At 74.7% G+C, this 15,849-nt stretch carries 16 protein-coding genes and 1 pseudogene; 4 read left to right on the top strand and 13 right to left on the bottom strand.

The window, feature by feature from the left end:
• The first annotated feature begins 67 nt into the window (after nt 1-67).
• From GA0070622_RS16100 to GA0070622_RS16110, 3 genes are all read left to right on the top strand, one after another.
• Nucleotides 68-1,117, top strand: a complete 1,050-nt coding sequence (locus GA0070622_RS16100) for an aldo/keto reductase (protein ID WP_091574048.1) — start codon at nt 68-70, stop codon at nt 1,115-1,117.
• 357 nt (nt 1,118-1,474) lie between these two features.
• A complete protein-coding gene (locus GA0070622_RS16105; protein ID WP_091574049.1) occupies nt 1,475-2,611 on the top strand; it encodes a hypothetical protein in 1,137 nt (378 codons plus the stop codon).
• Nucleotides 2,612-2,715: 104 nt separating this feature from the next.
• Nucleotides 2,716-3,264 carry an RNA 2'-phosphotransferase gene (locus GA0070622_RS16110; RefSeq protein WP_091577504.1) on the top strand — a complete coding sequence of 183 codons (549 nt, stop codon included), beginning with the start codon at nt 2,716-2,718 and terminating at the stop codon, nt 3,262-3,264.
• Here GA0070622_RS16110 and GA0070622_RS16115 read toward each other — a convergent pair.
• The 6 genes from GA0070622_RS16115 to GA0070622_RS16140 all read right to left on the bottom strand — a co-directional run bounded on the left by GA0070622_RS16115 (nt 3,251) and on the right by GA0070622_RS16140 (nt 9,171).
• Nucleotides 3,251-4,534, bottom strand: coding sequence for a sulfite oxidase (locus GA0070622_RS16115; RefSeq protein WP_091574050.1), 1,284 nt, complete (start codon nt 4,532-4,534; stop codon nt 3,251-3,253). The genes GA0070622_RS16110 and GA0070622_RS16115 overlap by 14 nt on opposite strands.
• 79 nt (nt 4,535-4,613) lie before the next feature.
• Nucleotides 4,614-5,252 carry a hypothetical protein gene (locus tag GA0070622_RS16120; protein ID WP_091574051.1) on the bottom strand — a complete coding sequence of 213 codons (639 nt, stop codon included), beginning with the start codon at nt 5,250-5,252 and terminating at the stop codon, nt 4,614-4,616.
• Nucleotides 5,249-6,655 carry a selenium-binding family protein gene (locus GA0070622_RS16125; protein WP_091574052.1) on the bottom strand — a complete coding sequence of 469 codons (1,407 nt, stop codon included), beginning with the start codon at nt 6,653-6,655 and terminating at the stop codon, nt 5,249-5,251. The genes GA0070622_RS16120 and GA0070622_RS16125 overlap by 4 nt, the downstream gene beginning before the upstream one ends.
• A 16-nt stretch (nt 6,656-6,671) precedes the next feature.
• Nucleotides 6,672-7,397 (bottom strand): ABC transporter ATP-binding protein, encoded by a 726-nt coding sequence (locus GA0070622_RS16130; RefSeq protein WP_091574053.1) that lies wholly within the window; start codon nt 7,395-7,397, stop codon nt 6,672-6,674.
• Nucleotides 7,370-8,206, bottom strand: coding sequence for an ABC transporter permease (locus GA0070622_RS16135; protein WP_091574054.1), 837 nt, complete (start codon nt 8,204-8,206; stop codon nt 7,370-7,372). Before GA0070622_RS16135 ends, GA0070622_RS16130 begins: the two co-directional genes overlap by 28 nt.
• Nucleotides 8,203-9,171, bottom strand: coding sequence for a sulfonate ABC transporter substrate-binding protein (locus GA0070622_RS16140; RefSeq protein WP_091574055.1), 969 nt, complete (start codon nt 9,169-9,171; stop codon nt 8,203-8,205). The genes GA0070622_RS16135 and GA0070622_RS16140 overlap by 4 nt, the downstream gene beginning before the upstream one ends.
• 143 nt (nt 9,172-9,314) lie before the next feature.
• Between GA0070622_RS16140 and GA0070622_RS16145 the strand changes: the two genes are divergently transcribed.
• Nucleotides 9,315-10,481 carry an LLM class flavin-dependent oxidoreductase gene (locus GA0070622_RS16145; protein ID WP_091574056.1) on the top strand — a complete coding sequence of 389 codons (1,167 nt, stop codon included), beginning with the start codon at nt 9,315-9,317 and terminating at the stop codon, nt 10,479-10,481.
• A gap of 4 nt (nt 10,482-10,485) precedes the next feature.
• On the opposite strand, the gene GA0070622_RS16150 is transcribed toward GA0070622_RS16145, so the two are convergent.
• The 7 genes and pseudogenes from GA0070622_RS16150 to GA0070622_RS16180 all read right to left on the bottom strand — a co-directional run.
• Entirely contained in the window at nt 10,486-10,995 is a 510-nt protein-coding gene (locus GA0070622_RS16150) for an NUDIX domain-containing protein (RefSeq protein ID WP_091574057.1), read from the bottom strand.
• Nucleotides 10,996-11,006: 11 nt separating this feature from the next.
• Nucleotides 11,007-11,591: a riboflavin biosynthesis intermediates N-glycosidase gene (locus GA0070622_RS16155; protein WP_245666344.1), complete on the bottom strand. Its 585-nt coding sequence runs from the start codon at nt 11,589-11,591 to the stop codon at nt 11,007-11,009.
• 120 nt (nt 11,592-11,711) lie between these two features.
• Nucleotides 11,712-12,353, bottom strand: a complete 642-nt coding sequence (locus tag GA0070622_RS16160) for an SRPBCC family protein (RefSeq protein ID WP_091574059.1) — start codon at nt 12,351-12,353, stop codon at nt 11,712-11,714.
• Nucleotides 12,350-12,715 (bottom strand): ArsR/SmtB family transcription factor, encoded by a 366-nt coding sequence (locus GA0070622_RS16165; protein WP_091574060.1) that lies wholly within the window; start codon nt 12,713-12,715, stop codon nt 12,350-12,352. Before GA0070622_RS16165 ends, GA0070622_RS16160 begins: the two co-directional genes overlap by 4 nt.
• 92 nt (nt 12,716-12,807) lie before the next feature.
• Entirely contained in the window at nt 12,808-13,482 is a 675-nt protein-coding gene (locus GA0070622_RS16170) for a peptidoglycan recognition protein family protein (RefSeq protein ID WP_091574061.1), read from the bottom strand.
• Nucleotides 13,483-13,546: 64 nt separating this feature from the next.
• Nucleotides 13,547-14,293 carry a lysozyme gene (locus GA0070622_RS16175; protein ID WP_091574062.1) on the bottom strand — a complete coding sequence of 249 codons (747 nt, stop codon included), beginning with the start codon at nt 14,291-14,293 and terminating at the stop codon, nt 13,547-13,549.
• A 128-nt stretch (nt 14,294-14,421) separates the two neighbouring features.
• Nucleotides 14,422-15,849: pseudogene (locus GA0070622_RS16180) on the bottom strand (flavin monoamine oxidase family protein); the annotation flags it as partial.

Raw genomic sequence — 15,849 nt, forward strand, 5'->3', positions numbered from 1 at the left:
CGAACTCCTACGGTGACCGGACCGGCCGCCGCCCGGTCAGCGCGGCGTCACCCACCATGGAGTCCACATGCGCTATCGCGTCCTCGGCGGCACCGGCATCGAGGTCAGCGTCCACTGCCTCGGCACGATGATGTTCGGCGCCGTCGGCAACCCCGACCACGACGACTGCGCCCGCATCGTGCACGCCGCGCTCGACCGCGGCGTCAACATGGTGGACACCGCCGACATGTACTCGGCGGGCGAGTCGGAGGTGATCGTCGGCAAGGCCCTGCGGGGCCGGCGCGACGACGTGGTGCTCGCCACGAAGGTGCACTTCCCGATGGGCGAGGGACCCAACCGGGGCGGCAACTCACGCCGGTGGATCGTCCGCGCCGTCGAGGACAGCCTGCGCCGGCTGGGCACCGACTGGATCGACCTCTACCAGGTGCACCGACCCGATCACACCACCGACGTCGAGGAGACGCTCGCCGCGCTCAGCGACCTGGTCCGGGCCGGCAAGATCCGGGCGTTCGGCTGCTCGACGTTCCCGGCGGAGGAGATCGTCGAGGCGCAGCACGTCGCCGAACGGCGCGCGCTCGGCCGGTTCCGCACCGAGCAGCCGCCGTACTCGATCCTGGCCCGGGGGATCGAGGCGTCGGTGCTGCCGGTGTGCCTCCGCCACCGGATGGGCGTGCTGGTGTGGAGCCCACTGGCCTCCGGCTTCCTGTCCGGCCGGTACCGACAGGGCCAGCCGGTGGACCTCACCTCGGGCCGCCCGGCGCGGACCCCGGCCCGGTTCGACCCGGCGCTGCCCGGCAACGCCGCCAAGTACGCCGCCGTCGAGCACCTCGTCGCGCTCGCCGACGAGGTGGGCTGCACGCTGCCGCAGCTCGCCGTGGCGTTCACCGCGGCGCACCCCGCGGTCACCTCGACCATCATCGGGCCGCGCACCATGGACCAGCTGGACGCGCTGCTCGCGGGGGCGGCGCTGACGCTCGACGACACGGTGCTCGACCGGATCGACGAGATCGTCCCGCCCGGGGTGAACCTCTACCAGCCCGACGGCGTCTGGTCCCCGCCCGCGCTGACCGACCCGTCCCGACGTCGCCGCCCGATGCCGGAGCGCGCCGCCGCCTGACGGCCCCCAGCGCTGCCTACGCGGAGGGTGCCGCAGCCTGGCCGCTCATCGGCCCGTCCCACCCGGTCGCTCCGCTGGCCGAGGACCAGCCCTTCGCCAGCGCCCCACCCCATCACCGGTCCCCGCACAACCCGCGCGCGCTGACGTCTCCGCCTCCGCGCGTAGATCTTGGTAGCGAACGGCCCCCATAGGGGCCCTTTCCTACCAAGATCTTCGCGATTCCTGTGTGGTGGGAGGCGGTTCCTGGAATGCGGGAGCGGAGTCGGCCGGTGCGTGGTTGAACGGCGCGGTGTCGAGCGGGGGCGGTGAAGGGGTGGGTGGTTGCTGGGGAGAGCGGGCTGGGGCAGGATCGCCGGAATGCTCCGCCTCCGCCCTCGCCGCGCCGCTGTCGTCGCCGTGCTGGCCCTGCTCACCGCCGGGTGCTCCACCTCCGGCGCCGATCCCGACGCGTCGGGACCCGGCACCAGCGCATCCGGCAGCAACTCGTCCAGCACCGACGCATCCGGCGCCGGCGCACCGGGCGCGGCGAGAGGCGGCGCCACCATCGCGCCCGGTACCGCTGGCACGACGTCGGTGGCGCCGTCACCGGCCGCGCGTACCGGGATCGGGGCCCGGCCGAGCGCGTCGGCCGGGCCGTGCGCGGTCTTCCCGGCCGACAACGTCTGGCACGCCGACGTGACCCGGCTGCCGGTGCACGCCCGGTCGGCCGCAATGGTCGGCGCTATCGGCGCCGACGCCGCCGTGCACGCCGACTTCGGCTCCGGGACGTGGGAGGGCGCGCCGATCGGCATCCCGGTCACCGTCGTCCCGGCCGGGCAACGGCGGGTGCCGGTCACGTTCGGGTACGCCGACGAGAGCGACAGCGGGCCGTACCCGATCCCGCCCGACGCGAAGGTGGAGGGCGGCCCGTCCGGCACCGGCGACCGGCACGTGATCGTCTGGGACCGCGGCGCCTGCCGGGCGTACGAGCTGTTCGACGCGCACCGCTCCGGGGCCGGGTGGCGGGCCGGCTCGGGCGCGGTGTTCGACCTGCGGTCCAACCGGATGCGCCGGGCCGGCTGGACCTCCGCCGACGCGGCCGGGCTGTCCGTGCTGGCCGGGCTGGTGCGCTACGACGAGGTGGCGGCCGGTCGGATCGACCACGCGATCCGGGTGACCGTGCCGCGTACCCGCACCGGCTGGACGTGGCCGGCCAGCCACTCCGCCTCGTCGGCCACCGACCCGGCGCTGCCGCAGCTCGGCCAGCGGCTGCGGCTCAAGCGTTCGGTCGACCTGTCCGGGTTGCCCCGGCAGGCCCGGATCGTGGCCGAGGCGATGCGTCGCCACGGACTGATCGTGGCCGACCACGGCTCCGCCTGGTACATCTCCGGAGCCCCGGACCCGCGCTGGGACAACGACGCCCTGCACGCGCTGGACCGCCTGCGCGGCGGCGACTTCGAGGTGGTGGACGCCGCCGGCCTGATGGTCGCCCCGACGTCGGCCGCCACCCGCTGAGCGGAACGTCGACCACCGAGCCCGCCCCCGGCTGGGCGCGCTGGTCGGCCCGTCGCCGGATGAACCCGGTCGACGCGGCCGGGCCGGGCGCCCACACTGTCCGGATGGAACATCGTGACCTGGTCCGGGTGAGCAAACGCATGTCGCTGGCGCTGCGCCACCGCCCCGACCGGTTCCAGCTGACGCTCGACCGGGCCGGCTGGACGCCGGTCGCCGACCTGCTCGCCGCGCTGCGGATCAGCCGCGCCGACCTCGACGCCGTGGTGGCCGGAAACGACAAGCAGCGTTTCGCCGTCGAGGCCGGCCCGGACGGCGCCGACCGTATCCGGGCCAACCAGGGGCACTCCGTCCCGGTCGACCTCGGCCTGACCCCGGCGACGCCGCCGGGCCGACTCTTCCACGGCACCGCCGAGGACGTGCTGCCCGCCATCCGGGCCGAGGGGCTGCGCCGGGGGCGCCGGCACCACGTACACCTGTCGCCGGACGTGGCGACGGCCCGGCGGGTCGGCGCGCGCCGGGGCGGCGCGGTGGCCGTGCTCGCGGTCGACGCCGCAACCATGGCCGCGCACGGCTACCTGTTCTACCGCTCCGCGAACGGGGTGTGGCTCACCGACACCGTGCCGCCCGGCTACCTGACGGTCAGCATGCCGTGACCGGGTGCGCCACCACGGCGTCGAACAGGTACGCGAGGTCGTTCGGGGCGGCCCGGTCGGGCTGACCGGCGCCGGTGCGGTCGGTGGCGCGGGCGCGCAGCACGTGCCGGCCGGCAGCCGGTGGACGCCAGCGCGCGGTCCAGCGCTGCCAGGGGCCGCCCCGGTCGGTCGCGACCAGGTCGGCCGGTCGCCACCCGTCGCCGGTGTCCACCTCGACGCGCTCGATCGGGCCGTTGCCGGACCAGGACCGGCCGTGCAGCAGCACGTCCTCGCCGGCCGGGACGCGGGCGTCCCACGCCAGCTCGAACGCGCTCTTCACCGGCTGCGCGCCGAGCACCGTGCCGTCGGCCGGGTGCCCGGGGCCGAACAGCCGGTAGAACTGGGTGTTCCACGGTGAGAACAGGGGAGTGGTGGAAACCTCGACCGGTCCCACCCACTTGATCGAGGAGATGCCGATCCAGCCGGGCACCACCACCCGCACCGGGAAACCGTGGTCGGCCGGCAGCGGCTCACCGTTCATCTCGTACGCCAGCAGCACGTCGTCGAGGGCCTTGGCCACCGGCAGCGGGCGGCGCACCGGTCCGAGGTCGACCCCGCCGGTCACGTAGTGCGGATCGAGGCCCTCGGGCATCACGTCGACCGCCTCGTCGCGCAGCCCGGCCAGGCGCAGCACCGTGCCCAGCCGCACGCCGCGCCAGCGGGCCACGCCGACGCCGCCCAGCCCCCAGGCCACGCCGGGGGTCGGTTGGTCCTGCTGCTCGGCGAAGAACCGCCGCCCGTTGCCGGCGCACTCCAGCAGCGCGGGGCGCTCCTCGGCGGGCAGCCGGCGCAGGTCGTCGAGGCCGAACTCGACCGGGGCGTCGCGGGTGGGCGCGCCGCGCAGGCCGTCGCCGAACAGGCGCAGCCGCCAGGTCGTCGGGTCGAGGTGGGGGGTGACGGTGTGGTTGCGGACGAAGAAGCGGTCGTTGGGCACCACGTACCCCTGGCCGGCCATCGCCGACCAGCGCATCTCGGCGTTGGTGTCCAGCGGGCGCAGCAGCGCCGCCGGCAGCGGCTTGGCGATCGGCGTACCCGGGTCGACGCCGACCGGGGCCGGCGCCACCGCGACCGGCTCGCGCTCCGCGGCGGCGGCGGTCACCGCGGCCATGGCGGCACCCAGCTCCAGCAGCCGCGCGCGGTCGACGCCCGCGCCGTGCGCCTGCCCGGCGAGCCACTGCCGGCTCCGTTCGGCGTCGTGGACGGCTTCGGCGGGTGACGGGGAACGGCTCACGGGTGACCTCCGGGCTGGGCGACGCTGCCTTTCCTATTCAATCAGTAGGACTTTGCGTCGATCCAGCCCAGGTGTCGGCTCAGGTCGCGCCGATCAGCGTCACCACGCCGGCCGCCACCAGCACACCCGCCCAGAGCCGGTCGACGTTGAACCAGGCGCGGCGCAGCACGCCGACGCCGAGCACCTCGTACACCAGCAGCGCGACGGCGAGCGCGACGCCGAGCATGGCGCCGGTGTGCACGGCCGCGGCGGCCAGCCCGGTCAGCGCGCCGGCCGGCGCGGCGGACAGGTGCCCGGCGTGCGGGCCCGCGCCGACCGCCGGCTCCGCCAGCAGCACCGGCAGCAGCATCAGGCCGGCGCCGTGCGCGGCGGACATCAGGAACGACCAGGCGGTGAGCTGGGCGGCCGACAGCCGCATGCCGGCCCACCGGAAGTGCCGGTCCGACAGCAGCCGCCACATCCCGAACCCGACCAGCAGCACTCCGCCGGTCACCGCGACCGCCGTGCCGGCCGTCACCGAGCGGGTGGCGCTGACCAGCGCGGCGACCACCGCCACCGACGCCAGGTGCCCGGCCGCGATCGGTGGCAGGGCCGCGAGCAGCGCGGCCCGGCGCCGCTCCTGAAGGCCCCGGGCGACCGCGAACAGCCATCCCATCGCCGGGTTCAGGCCGTGGAACGCGCCGAGACCGGCCAGCGCCGCCCAGGTCGCGCCGGTCACGGGAAGCAGTACGAGTCGGACGAGGCGTCGCCGCCCTGCAACCGGGTCTGGTGCACGCGCAGGCCGCGGAACTCCTCCCCGCGCGGGAAGAACCGCGGGTCGGGCACCAGTCCGCCGTTCTCCGGGTCGACGTCGAGCTTCGCCACCCAGGCGCCCACCCCGTCGGGATAGAACTGGTCGTCCCAGGCGCCGTAGAGCGAGTTGCTGACGTAGACGCGGCGGCCGTCGCGGCTGATCTCCACCATCTGCGGCCCGCCGGCCAGCGGCTCGTCCGGGAACGCCGGGTGCGGCGTGCGGTTGACGATGCCACCCAGGCGCACCGATCCGACGCGTACCGGGTGGAACGGGTCGCTGACGTCGTAGCGGATCAGCTCGCCGGTGCCCCAGCAGGAGACGTGCAGGAACCGGTCGTCCACCGACAGGTCGATGTCGGTGACCAGCGGCGGCACCGCCCCGAACGGCTTGAGCAGGTCCGGCAGGTCGGCCGCGTCGGCCGGCTCGGCCGGGATGTCGATCACCTTGGTCACCGCCCAGGCGTCGCCGTCGCGGTGCCACAGCCAGATCGAGGCGGACAGGTCCTCGACGCTGATCACCACGCCGACGAAGCCGTACGACTTGGTCGGGTCGTGCGCGGGGCGCAGCTCCAGCGGCATCTGGTACTGGTCGCCGAGGTCGACGCGCTGCACGTGCCGGCGCTTGGCCAGGTCCCAGAAGTGGATCGCGTGCCCGTACCGGCGGCCCAGCAGCAGTTCCCCGACGATGCCGTCCTCGATCATCGACGGCGTGCCCCACTCGCTGGTGACCAGCACGTCCTGCGTGTAGTGCCACCAGAAGTCGTATGCCAGGAACTGCGGCCCCCGGTCGGCCTCCCACGCGCCGCGTACCTCGAACGTGGTGTGGTCGAGCACCGCGATGCCGCCCGGCCCCTCCTGCCCGTCCGCGCCGCCCAACGCGGAGACGTAGATGCCGTCCGGCCCGCAGTGCACGGTGTGCGGGCGGGAGTAGCCGGTTCGCTTGCCGAGTTCCTCCGCCTCGATCACCTTGACCAGCTCGGGGCGGCGCGGGTCCGGCTTGGTGTCCAGCACGTGGATCCGGGACGAGCGCAGGCCCGGCACGATCAGGTAGCGGCGCTCCACGTGCGGGTGCGGCGCGGTCGGGCAGAGCGCGCTGCTGCACGCGTTCCAGCCGAAGTGGTGCAGCTCGTCGCCGGTGTGCGGCAGCTCGGTCCAGCCCACCACCCGGCCGTACGAGCCGGAGTCCGGGTCGGTGTCGAGCACCGCGATGGCGTCGGGACGCTGCCCGGAGCGGTCGAACGCGGCGACGTACGCGAGCTTCTCGGCCGGCGCGGCGGCCGCCAGCGTCGGAGAGGGGTAGAACGTCGGGTCGGGGGTCCAGCGGGTCATCGGGTCTCCGTAACGGTCATGCGGTGGGTACGCCGAGGCGGTCGAGCAGGTGGCGGCGCAGCGCGCCGAGGGCCGGGTCGTCGGGGCTCGGGGCGGGGCCGAGGTGGACCGGGATCTCCTCGGCGATGACGCCGTCGTCGAGCAGCAGGACGCGGTCGGCGAGCAGCAGCGCCTCCTCCACGTCGTGGGTGACCAGCAGCGCGGCGAAGCCGTGCTGGGCGCGCAGCCGGCGCAGCAGCCCCTGCATGCGCAGTCGGGTCAGCGCGTCCAGCGCGCCGAACGGCTCGTCGAGCAGCAGCAGGTCCGGTTCGCGGACCAGCGCGCGGGCCACCGCGACCCGCTGCGCCTGCCCGCCGGAGAGCTCGGCCGGCCAGGCCCGGTCCCGGTCGGCGAGCCCGACCTCGGCCAGCGCGCGGCTCACCCGCCCGGCGACGTCCGGCCCGGTGAGCCCGAGTGCGACGTTGTCGGCCACACGTTTCCAGGGCAGCAGGCGGTGCTCCTGGAACACCACGGCGGCGGTGCCGTGCACCCGGTGCGTGCCGCCGGCGTCGTCGTCGAGCCCGGCGAGCACCCGCAGCAGCGTGCTCTTGCCGGAGCCGCTGCCACCCAGCAACGCGACCGTCTCCCCGGCGGCGATGGTCAGGTCGACCCCGGCCAGCACCACGGCGGGGCCGAAGGCCCGGGTCACCGCGCGCGCGGTGAGCACCGGCGGCATCACGTCGCCCGCAGCCCGCGTCGCCACGTCAGCGTCCTCCTCTCGGCGTACCGGAGGGCGAGGTCGGAGGCCAGACCCAGCAGCGCGTAGATGAGCAGGCCGAGCACCACCACGTCGGTCTGGCTGAACTCGCGGGCCTCCATCATCAGGAAACCGACGCCGGTCTGGGCGTTGACCTGCTCGCCGACGACCAGGCTGAGCCAGGCCGCGCCGATGGCCAGCCGCAGCCCGAGGAACAGGGCGGGCAGCGCGCCGGGCAGCACCACGTGCCGCAGCCGGGCGGCCGGGCCGAGGCCGCACGTGCGGGCCGCCTCCACCAGCCGCTCGTCGATGTCCCGGATCCCGGCGTAGGTGTTGAAGTAGATCGGGAAGAACGCGCCGAGCGCGACCAGCGTGACCTTCAGCGACTCACCGATGCCGACCCAGATGATGAGCAGCGGGACCAGGCCCAGGTGCGGCAGCATCCGGGCCATCTGCACCGGCGGGTCGACCAGGTCGTCGCCGAGGCGCAGCAGCCCGGCCGCCGCGCCGAGCACCAGCGCCAGCCCACCGCCGACCAGCAGGCCGAGCGCGGCGCGGGTGAGCGAGTCGAGCAGGTGCACGCCGAGCGTGCCGTCGGCGGCGAGCCGCCACCCGGTGGCGAGCACCGCGCTCGGCGCGGGCAGCTTCTCCGGGGAGAGCAGGCCCGACCGCGCGGCGGCCTCCCAGGCCACCACCAGCACGACCGGGCTGAGCACCCGCCGCCACCGCCGGACGGCCCGGGTCCGGGGCCGCCGCGGCGTCACCTGATCCGGTACGACCGGGGCGGACGCCTCGGCGAGCGCCGGGCCGCTCACCGGAACGCCTCGTTGAACCGGCCGTCCACCCGCCCGGCGATGTCGACCGGCCCGGGCACCAGCTTCAGGTCGACGAAGCTGTCCGCGATGGCCTGCAACTCGGCGCCGATCTCCGGGGTGACCGGGGCGAGCGGCTTGGCGCTGCGGGCCAGGGCCCGGGTGGTCACGTCGAGCGGGATCTTCAGTTCCGGGGCGAGCACGGCGGCCCGTTCGGTCGGGTGGGCGATGCCCCAGTCGGTGGTCCGCCGGTAGGTGTCCAGGAAGGCGCGGACGTCGTCGGTGCGGTTCTTCACCGCCTCCGGCGCGGCCAGCACGTACTCGCGGTTGCCGGCCAGGCCGGTGGCGTCGGCGAGCACCCGAACGTCGGGTCGCTCGGCGAGCGCGAAGTAGGGGTCCCAGATGATCCACGCGTCGACCTGCCCGTTGTCGAACGCGGGTCGTCCCTCGGCCGGCTTGAGGTACTTGACGTTGATGTCGGCGAGCGTCATCTTGTTCGCCTCCAGCAGCTTCACCAGCAGCCAGTGCACGTTGGAGCCCTTGTTCAGGGCCACCGTCCGCCCACGCAGGTCGGCGAAGCTCCGGTACCGACTGCCCGCCTTGACCAGCACCGCCTCGCCCTGGGGGATGGGCTGGGAGGTGCCGACCACGGAGAAGGGGATCTTTCCGGCGGCGGCGAAGACCGGCGGCGCCTCGCCGGTCTGGCCGATGTCGATCGAGCCGGCCTTGAGCGCCTCGGTGAGCGCCGGCCCGCTCTCGAACAGCGACCAGGTCACGTTCTTCGCGTCGCCGCGCGCCTTGACCAGGCTGAGGCCGCCGAAGCGTTGGTAACCGATCCGCAGTGGCGCGTCGTCGCCGCGGGCGTCGGCCGCCTCGCCGCCGCAGGCCGTCAGCGCCGTGGCGGCGACCAGCGCCAGGGTGGTGAGCAGCGCGCCCAGGCGGCGGCGGGGTCTCGACGGGGTACGCATGACGACTCCTCGGGGAGGGGATGGGCCCGGCCATCGGCGGGCGTCAGCAACCTACCAACCCGATAGGTTTTATGGGTAGTCTGTCGGCGCGGTCGTCCCACCCCTCAGGAGACGGCCCGACCGACCCGCGCCGGAGGCCGCCCATGTCGCTCACCTTCCACTGGTTCCTGCCGACCTACGGCGACAGCCGGGACATCGTGGGCGGCGGGCACGGCGTGCCGATCGGGACCGCCGGCGGCGCCCGCCCGGCCAGCGTCGCCTATCTGGGGCAGATCGCCCGCACCGCCGAACAGCTCGGCTTCGCCGGCGCGCTCACCCCCACCGGCGCCTGGTGCGAGGACGCCTGGCTGAGCACCGCCATGCTCACCGAGGTGACCGAGCGGTTGAAGTTCCTCGTGGCGTTCCGCCCGGGGCTGCTCTCACCCACCCTCGCCGCGCAGATGGCCTCCACCTTCCAGCGCCTGTCCGGCGGCCGGTTGCTGCTCAACGTGGTCACCGGGGGCGAGTCCGCCGAGCAGCGGGCGTACGGCGACTTCCTGGACAAGGACGCCCGCTACGCGCGTACCGACGAGTTCCTGCACGTGGTGCGGTCGCTGTGGCGCGGCGAGACGGTCGACCACGACGGCGCGCACGTGCGGGTCGAGGGCGCCCGGCTGACCCGGGTGCCGGACCCGGTGCCGCCGGTCTACTTCGGCGGGTCGTCCGCCGCGGCCCTGCCGGTGGCGGTGCGGCACAGCGACGTCTACCTGACCTGGGGCGAGCCGCCCGCACAGGTGGCCGGCAAGCTGGACCGGGTCCGCGGCCTGGCCGCCGAGGCCGGCCGTGAGCTGCGCTACGGCATCCGGCTGCACGTGATCAGCCGGGACACCGCCGAGGAGGCGTGGGCGCAGGCCCGCAAGCTGCTCGACGGCATCCCCGAGGCCGACGTGCGGGCGGTGCAGGAGGGGCTGCGGCGCAGCGAGTCCGAGGGGCAGCGGCGGATGCTGGACCTGCACGGCGGCTCCCGCGACGGCCTGGAGGTCTCGCCCAACCTGTGGGCCGGCTTCGGGCTGGTCCGCGGCGGCGCGGGCACCGCCCTGGTGGGCAGCCACACCGAGGTCGCCGACCGGATCGCCGAGTACCACGCGCTCGGGCTGGACGAGTTCATCCTCTCCGGCCACCCGCACCTGGAGGAGGCGTACTGGTTCGGGGAGGGCGTGCTGCCGATCCTGCGCCGCCGGGGGCTGTGGCGGCACCCGGCCGGCGATCCGACCGCCGACGCGCCGGCGGCCGTGCCGTTCTCCCCGCAGCCGGTGCCGGCCCGGGTCTGACCCGTCAGTCCGGGCGTTGCCCGGCGAGGAAGTCGGCCAGCACCCGGGTGTGCGTGGAGAAGGCCAGCTCGACCGGCTCGGTGAGCACCAGCCACTCGGTCGCCTCCTCGGTGGGCGCCGACGGCGGCAGGTCGCCCACCGGCCGCTCGGGCAGCACGCCGAAGACCATCATGGTGCCGCCGGCCGGGGCGCCGTGCACCGCGAACAGCCGCGCCTCGTCGGCCTCGGCGAGCAGCCCGGTCTCCTCACGCAGCTCGCGGACCAGCGCCTCGGACCACTCCTCGCCGTACTCGACGAAGCCGCCGGGGAGGGCGAGCTGCCCGCGCGCCGGCTCGATGTCCCGGCGTACGACCACCACGCCGAGCCCGTCGGGGGTGCGGACCGGCAGCACCGCCACCGCGACCGGCAGCGGGTTGCGCCACACCGTCTCGCCGCAGGTCGAACAGACACGCGGCCAGCCGGCGTCGGCCGGGTAGGCCGCGCCGCAGAACGAACAGTGCGAGTACGCGGTCACGCCGCAGCACGTTACCCGGCCGGCCGGTCGGGCGCTCGGCTGCTCGGGCGCGCGAGCGCGTCGCGCGCCTCCATCAGGGCGAAGCCGAGCAGGTTGGCACCCCGCCAGGTGGCCGGGTCACCCGCGCGCGGGTCGTCGGCGGCCAGGCCGATGCCCCAGATGCGGTCCGTCGGGCTGGCCTCCACCAGCACCCGGCTGCCCGTGCCGAGCAGGAACCGCCGCAGCTCCTCGTGCTGCCCGAACTTGGCCACGCTGCCGGCCACCACGATGTCGTAGCGGCGGGCCGTCCAGGTGGCCTCGTCGAAGTCCCGGACCTGCCGGCCGAGCGCCTTGGCCCGGTGCGGGTGCGTGGCCGTCAGCACCCGCCCGGCGATCTCGTGGTCGCCGAAGAGCGTGGCCTTGTGCCACATCATCCAGTGCTCGGCAGTGGCGTACTTTCGACCGTCCACCGTGAACGCCGCCGGCCACCACTGGCTCAGGCAGCCGGCGCCGACGCTGCCGTCGCGCTGCGGCCGGTGCCCCCAGAAGTGCAGATATCTGACCGTCTCTCCGGTGTCGAGCGTGGCGATCAGGTCGGTGACGGAACGGATCGGCATGCCCGGCAGTCTGCCCCACCCCACCGACATCCCGCCGATCTTGCAGTTTGGGACCTGGCAAGCTCCGCCAACCGGACATCCTGGGAGCCGAAACTGCAAGATCGGCGAGGGTGGGGATGGTCAGGGGGTGGGGGCGCCGGTGTAGAACGCGGTGACCCGCTCGCCCGCGGCGTGTGCCTGGTCTGCCGGGGTGCCGGCGGCGACGCTGGCCGCCGTCCACCGTTCGCCGGCCGCGATCACGAACCGGCGTCCCTCGTCCGAGGCCATCCAGTCGGCCGCCGCAGCCGGGTCCACGCCGACGCCGTCGGGGGCGAAGTGTGAGGCCAGGCCGACCAGGGCCAGGTCCCAGCCGATGCCGACCGCTCCCGGGCCGTACTCGGCCCACCGCTGGTCTTCGACGTGGGCGACGTGTTCCAGCTCGAAGCGGGTACGCCCCGGCCCGGCCTCGCGCAGGCGCACCTCGATCCAGCTGACCTCCCCGCCGAACTCCCAGGTGGCGGCGAACCCGTGCGGCGGGTCGCAGCGCTCGACGGTGCCGGCGGCGTTGCCCTCCAGCTGGTACCGGCCGCCGAGGCTCAGGTCGCCGGAGACCGGCAGGAACCAGCGGGGGATACGCTCCGGGTTGGTGCAGGCGTCGAAGACGTCTTCCACGGACGCGTCGTACGTCTGGCTGATGGTGAGCACCCGCGCCTTCCCGGCGGGGAGCGTACGGTCGCCGATCCGGCGCTCGACGGCGCTGATCTGCCCGGTCACGTCAATCATGGGTTGGTCCTCTCGTCGTCGGGTTCGTCCTCGCGCAGCCGGCGTTCACGGCGGCCCCGGGCCAGCTCGGTGGCGAGCGCGGCCAGCGGCGGCGCCCAGAACCGGCGGAAGCCGGCCAGCCACGCGTCGATCTCCCGCAGCGGGGCGGGATCGACCGCGTAGAGCCGGCGGGTGCCCACGGCGCGCACGGTGGTGAACCCGTGCTCGCGCAGCACCTTGAGGTGCTGCGAGACGGCGGGCTGGCTGATGCCGAACTCGCGCCGCACGGTCTCGCCGAGCGCCCCGGCCGGCTGCTCGCCGGCGGCGAGCAGCTCCAGGATGCGGCGGCGGACCGGATCGCCGAGGACGTCGAAGGCGTGCACGACCTCTTTATATCAGGACGAGCTTATATAAGCGAGAGGTGACGGATAACGTGGGGCGCCCGTCGCACCCGGGCGCCCCACGTACGCCGGGTTCAGCCGCCGAGCCGGGCGGCGACGGTGCGGCGCAGCTCCGGCAGCCGGTCGTGCAGCAGGCCGGGGCACTGGGTGCTGTTGAAGTCCTTGTGCCCGTAGATCTCGGTGGGCGCGATGCCGTACTGCTGGCAGGTGAACGCGCAGAACGCGACCAGGCTGTCCCAGAGCGCCTGCGGCGGCTGCACGTCCAGGTAGATGCCGTCGTTCTCGATGCCGATGGCCTGGCTGTTCTGCCCGACGCAGTGCGCGCCCTGCACCATGGTCTGCCCGTGCAGCAGGGCGTAGAGGCTGCCGTGGCGTCCCTCGGTCAGGTGGCCGCCCCGGCTGTTGGTGAAGTGCTGGCCGGAGTCGAGCCAGCCGTTGGTGTCCATGTGCAGGTTCTGGATGTCGCGGGAGTTCCGGTACGCCTGGGCGAGGCTGTAGTCGGTGGTGTTCGGGAACGCGGTGTGGTGGACGATGATCTTGTTGGGTCGGCTCTGCACCACGCTCACCGGCGACGCGGGCGGGCGGGCGCTCCAGGTCGCGCAGTTGGCGATGGTCGGTTGGTCGACGCGCGCGGCGGCGGCCCGCGCGTCGCGGCCGGGACCGGCCTGGGTCAGCGCGCCGGCGCCGGCGGCGGCGCCGAGCAGGACCGCGCCGCGCAGCACGGCCCGCCGGGGGAGGGGAACGGACATCGGGACCTCCTCGTCGGGTACGGACGGCGGGGCGGACCGGTGCGGCCCGCCCCGCCGGCGTGGGTCAGCAGGGTCCGTTGCAGGCCAGCACCCGGAGGCGGTCCAGGGTGCCGTTCCAGACGTTCTGGTCACCGGGGAAGGTGCCGGAGGAGGCCCACTGCCAGAACGAGTACGTGCCCCAGCCGGCCGGCAGCGTGCCGACGCTGCTGGAGTAGCGGGCGATCCACAGTGGGTTGTTGGCGGCGAACTGCGACGTGTTGCCGGTGCAGGTGCTCCACCAGTCGGTGGTGGTGTAGATGGTGGCCCACCGGCCCGTGCGGGCGTAGTACTGGTTGACGAACGAGGCGATCCAGCTGCGCATGGACGCCTGGCTCAGCCCGTAGCAGGTGGCGCCGTAGGGGTTGTACTCGATGTCCAGCGCGCCGGGCAGCGTCCGGCCGTCCTTGGACCAGCCGCCCCCGTGGTCGACGAAGTAGTTGGCCTGGGTCGCGCCGCTCGTGGTGTCCGGCCGGGCGAAGTGGTACGACCCGCGGATCATCCCGACGTTGTAGGAGCCGTTGTACTGCTGGGCGAAGTACGGGTTGGTGTAGTAGGTGCCCTCGGTCGCCTTCACGTAGGCGAACCGGGCCCCGTTGGCCCAGGCGCCGGACCAGTTCACGTTGCCCTGGTAGCTGGAGACGTCCATGCCGGGCAGTCCGGCCGGGGCGGCGTGGGCGGGGGCCGCGCCGAGCAGGGCCGCGGCGACGACGGTGGCGGTGGCCAGCAGCGCGGCTCCGGCCGCGCGCAGCGCCGATCGCATCGGACGGTGCATCTTTCCTCCCTGGGGGTTGCCGCCTCGCGGGCGGCGGGAGTATGACGAAAGGAACTGTCAACATTAGGTCACAGGGCGGAGAAACTTTTCAATAGAGGCATCGAAGATTTTCTCTGAACCGGGGGTGTTCAGAGCCCGGCGAGCACCTCGGCGGCGGCACGCTCGCCGGCCGTCACCGCGCCCTCCAGGTAACCGCTCCACCGGGTCGCGGTCTCCGTGCCGGCCCAGTGCAGCCGGCCCACCGGTGGCCGCAGCTGCGGGCCGTAGTCGCACCACGAGCCGGGCGGCAGGATGCCGCAGAAGCAGCCCCGCGTCCACGGGTCGGCCGACCAGTCGTACTCCACCAGGTCGTCGGGGCGGGCGGCGGCGGGCCCGAACAGCGCGGCCAGCGCGTCACACAGCGCGTCCCGGCGCTGCCCGGCCGACAGCCGGCGCAGCGCCCGGGCCTGCGCGCCGTAGCTGAACGCGGTGAGCACGCCGCCCGCGAGGCCGGGCAGCGAGTTGTCCACCGTCTCGGTGAGCGGGCCGGTGTCCGTGGTGGCCACGCCGGAGCGGCCGTCGGCCCCCCAGAACGGCTCCGGGTAGAGCGCGTGCACCTTGAACGCCGAGCCCATCGGCATCCGCTGGGTCAACCCGTCGCGCAGCGCCGGCAGCGGCGGGTCGTACCGGATCCGGCCGGCCAGCGCCGGCGCCAACGCCACCACCGCCGCGTCGGCGCGGTGCGCCTCGTCCCCGGCCCGGACCCGCACGCCGCAGGCGTCCTGGACGATCGCGTCGACCGGGGCGGCCAACCGCACCGACCCCGACGGCAGCGCGGCGGCCATCCGCTCGGCCAGCGCGGCCGGGCCGCCGACGATCCGGTCCTGCTGCGCGCCGCCGGCCATGCCCAGCAACGACCCGGTCCCCCCGCCGCTGCGCAGGTAGAACAGCAACTGCAACAGCGACACCTCGTCCGGCGAGGCGGCCAGCAGGCCGCCGGCCAGCAACCGTCCGGCGTAGCGGGCGGTGACCGGATCGGGCACGGTGGCGGCGAGCCAACCGCCGAGCGTGGTCCGGTCCCACTCCGCCGCGCCGTCCGCGCGCCACGGCGCGGCCGGGTCCAGCCCGTCGGCCAGCGCGTCGAGCCGGCCGAGCAGCCCGGTCAGCCCGGCCGGCTCCCCGGCCGCCGACCGCCCGGCCAGCCGCAGCGTCGACGCGCCCCGCGCGGGCGACGGGAACGTCTCCAGGCCGTACGCGGCGACCAGCGCGTACATCCGGTCCTGGGTGGGGCCGATCCACTGCGCGCCCAGGTCGAGCCAGCCGCCGCCGGGCAGCGGCCGGCTCAGCGTCCGCCCGCCCACCCGGTCCCGGGCCTCCAGCACCGACACCTCGACGCCGGCCGCGTCCAGGGCGAGCGCGCAGGCCAGGCCGGAGAACCCCGCCCCCACCACGATCACCCGGCCGCCGCGCACGGCCCGGCATACCCGGATCCCGGCCGGATTCTCCCGCGCCCGGCGTGTCGAAACCGGCGTCCGCCGTTCGTGTGAAGGGTGAAGGGCGGCACCGGGCCGCCCGGG

It is taken from the genome of Micromonospora sediminicola, assembly GCF_900089585.1.
Classification (GTDB): Bacteria; Actinomycetota; Actinomycetes; order Mycobacteriales; family Micromonosporaceae; genus Micromonospora; species Micromonospora sediminicola.

Excerpts from the sequence above, each read along its gene's own strand:
- GA0070622_RS16100 (WP_091574048.1), top strand. The coding sequence starts at position 68 with ATGCGCTATCGCGTCCTCGGCGGCACCGGCATCGAGGTCAGCGTCCAC.
- GA0070622_RS16160 (WP_091574059.1), bottom strand. The coding sequence starts at position 12,353 with ATGATTGACGTGACCGGGCAGATCAGCGCCGTCGAGCGCCGGATCGGC.
- GA0070622_RS16110 (WP_091577504.1), top strand. The coding sequence starts at position 2,716 with ATGGAACATCGTGACCTGGTCCGGGTGAGCAAACGCATGTCGCTGGCG.
- GA0070622_RS16105 (WP_091574049.1), top strand. The coding sequence starts at position 1,475 with ATGCTCCGCCTCCGCCCTCGCCGCGCCGCTGTCGTCGCCGTGCTGGCC.
- GA0070622_RS16170 (WP_091574061.1), bottom strand. The coding sequence starts at position 13,482 with ATGTCCGTTCCCCTCCCCCGGCGGGCCGTGCTGCGCGGCGCGGTCCTG.
- GA0070622_RS16145 (WP_091574056.1), top strand. The coding sequence starts at position 9,315 with ATGTCGCTCACCTTCCACTGGTTCCTGCCGACCTACGGCGACAGCCGG.
- GA0070622_RS16140 (WP_091574055.1), bottom strand. The coding sequence starts at position 9,171 with ATGCGTACCCCGTCGAGACCCCGCCGCCGCCTGGGCGCGCTGCTCACC.
- GA0070622_RS16155 (WP_245666344.1), bottom strand. The coding sequence starts at position 11,591 with ATGCCGATCCGTTCCGTCACCGACCTGATCGCCACGCTCGACACCGGA.
- GA0070622_RS16125 (WP_091574052.1), bottom strand. The coding sequence starts at position 6,655 with ATGACCCGCTGGACCCCCGACCCGACGTTCTACCCCTCTCCGACGCTG.
- GA0070622_RS16175 (WP_091574062.1), bottom strand. The coding sequence starts at position 14,293 with ATGCACCGTCCGATGCGATCGGCGCTGCGCGCGGCCGGAGCCGCGCTG.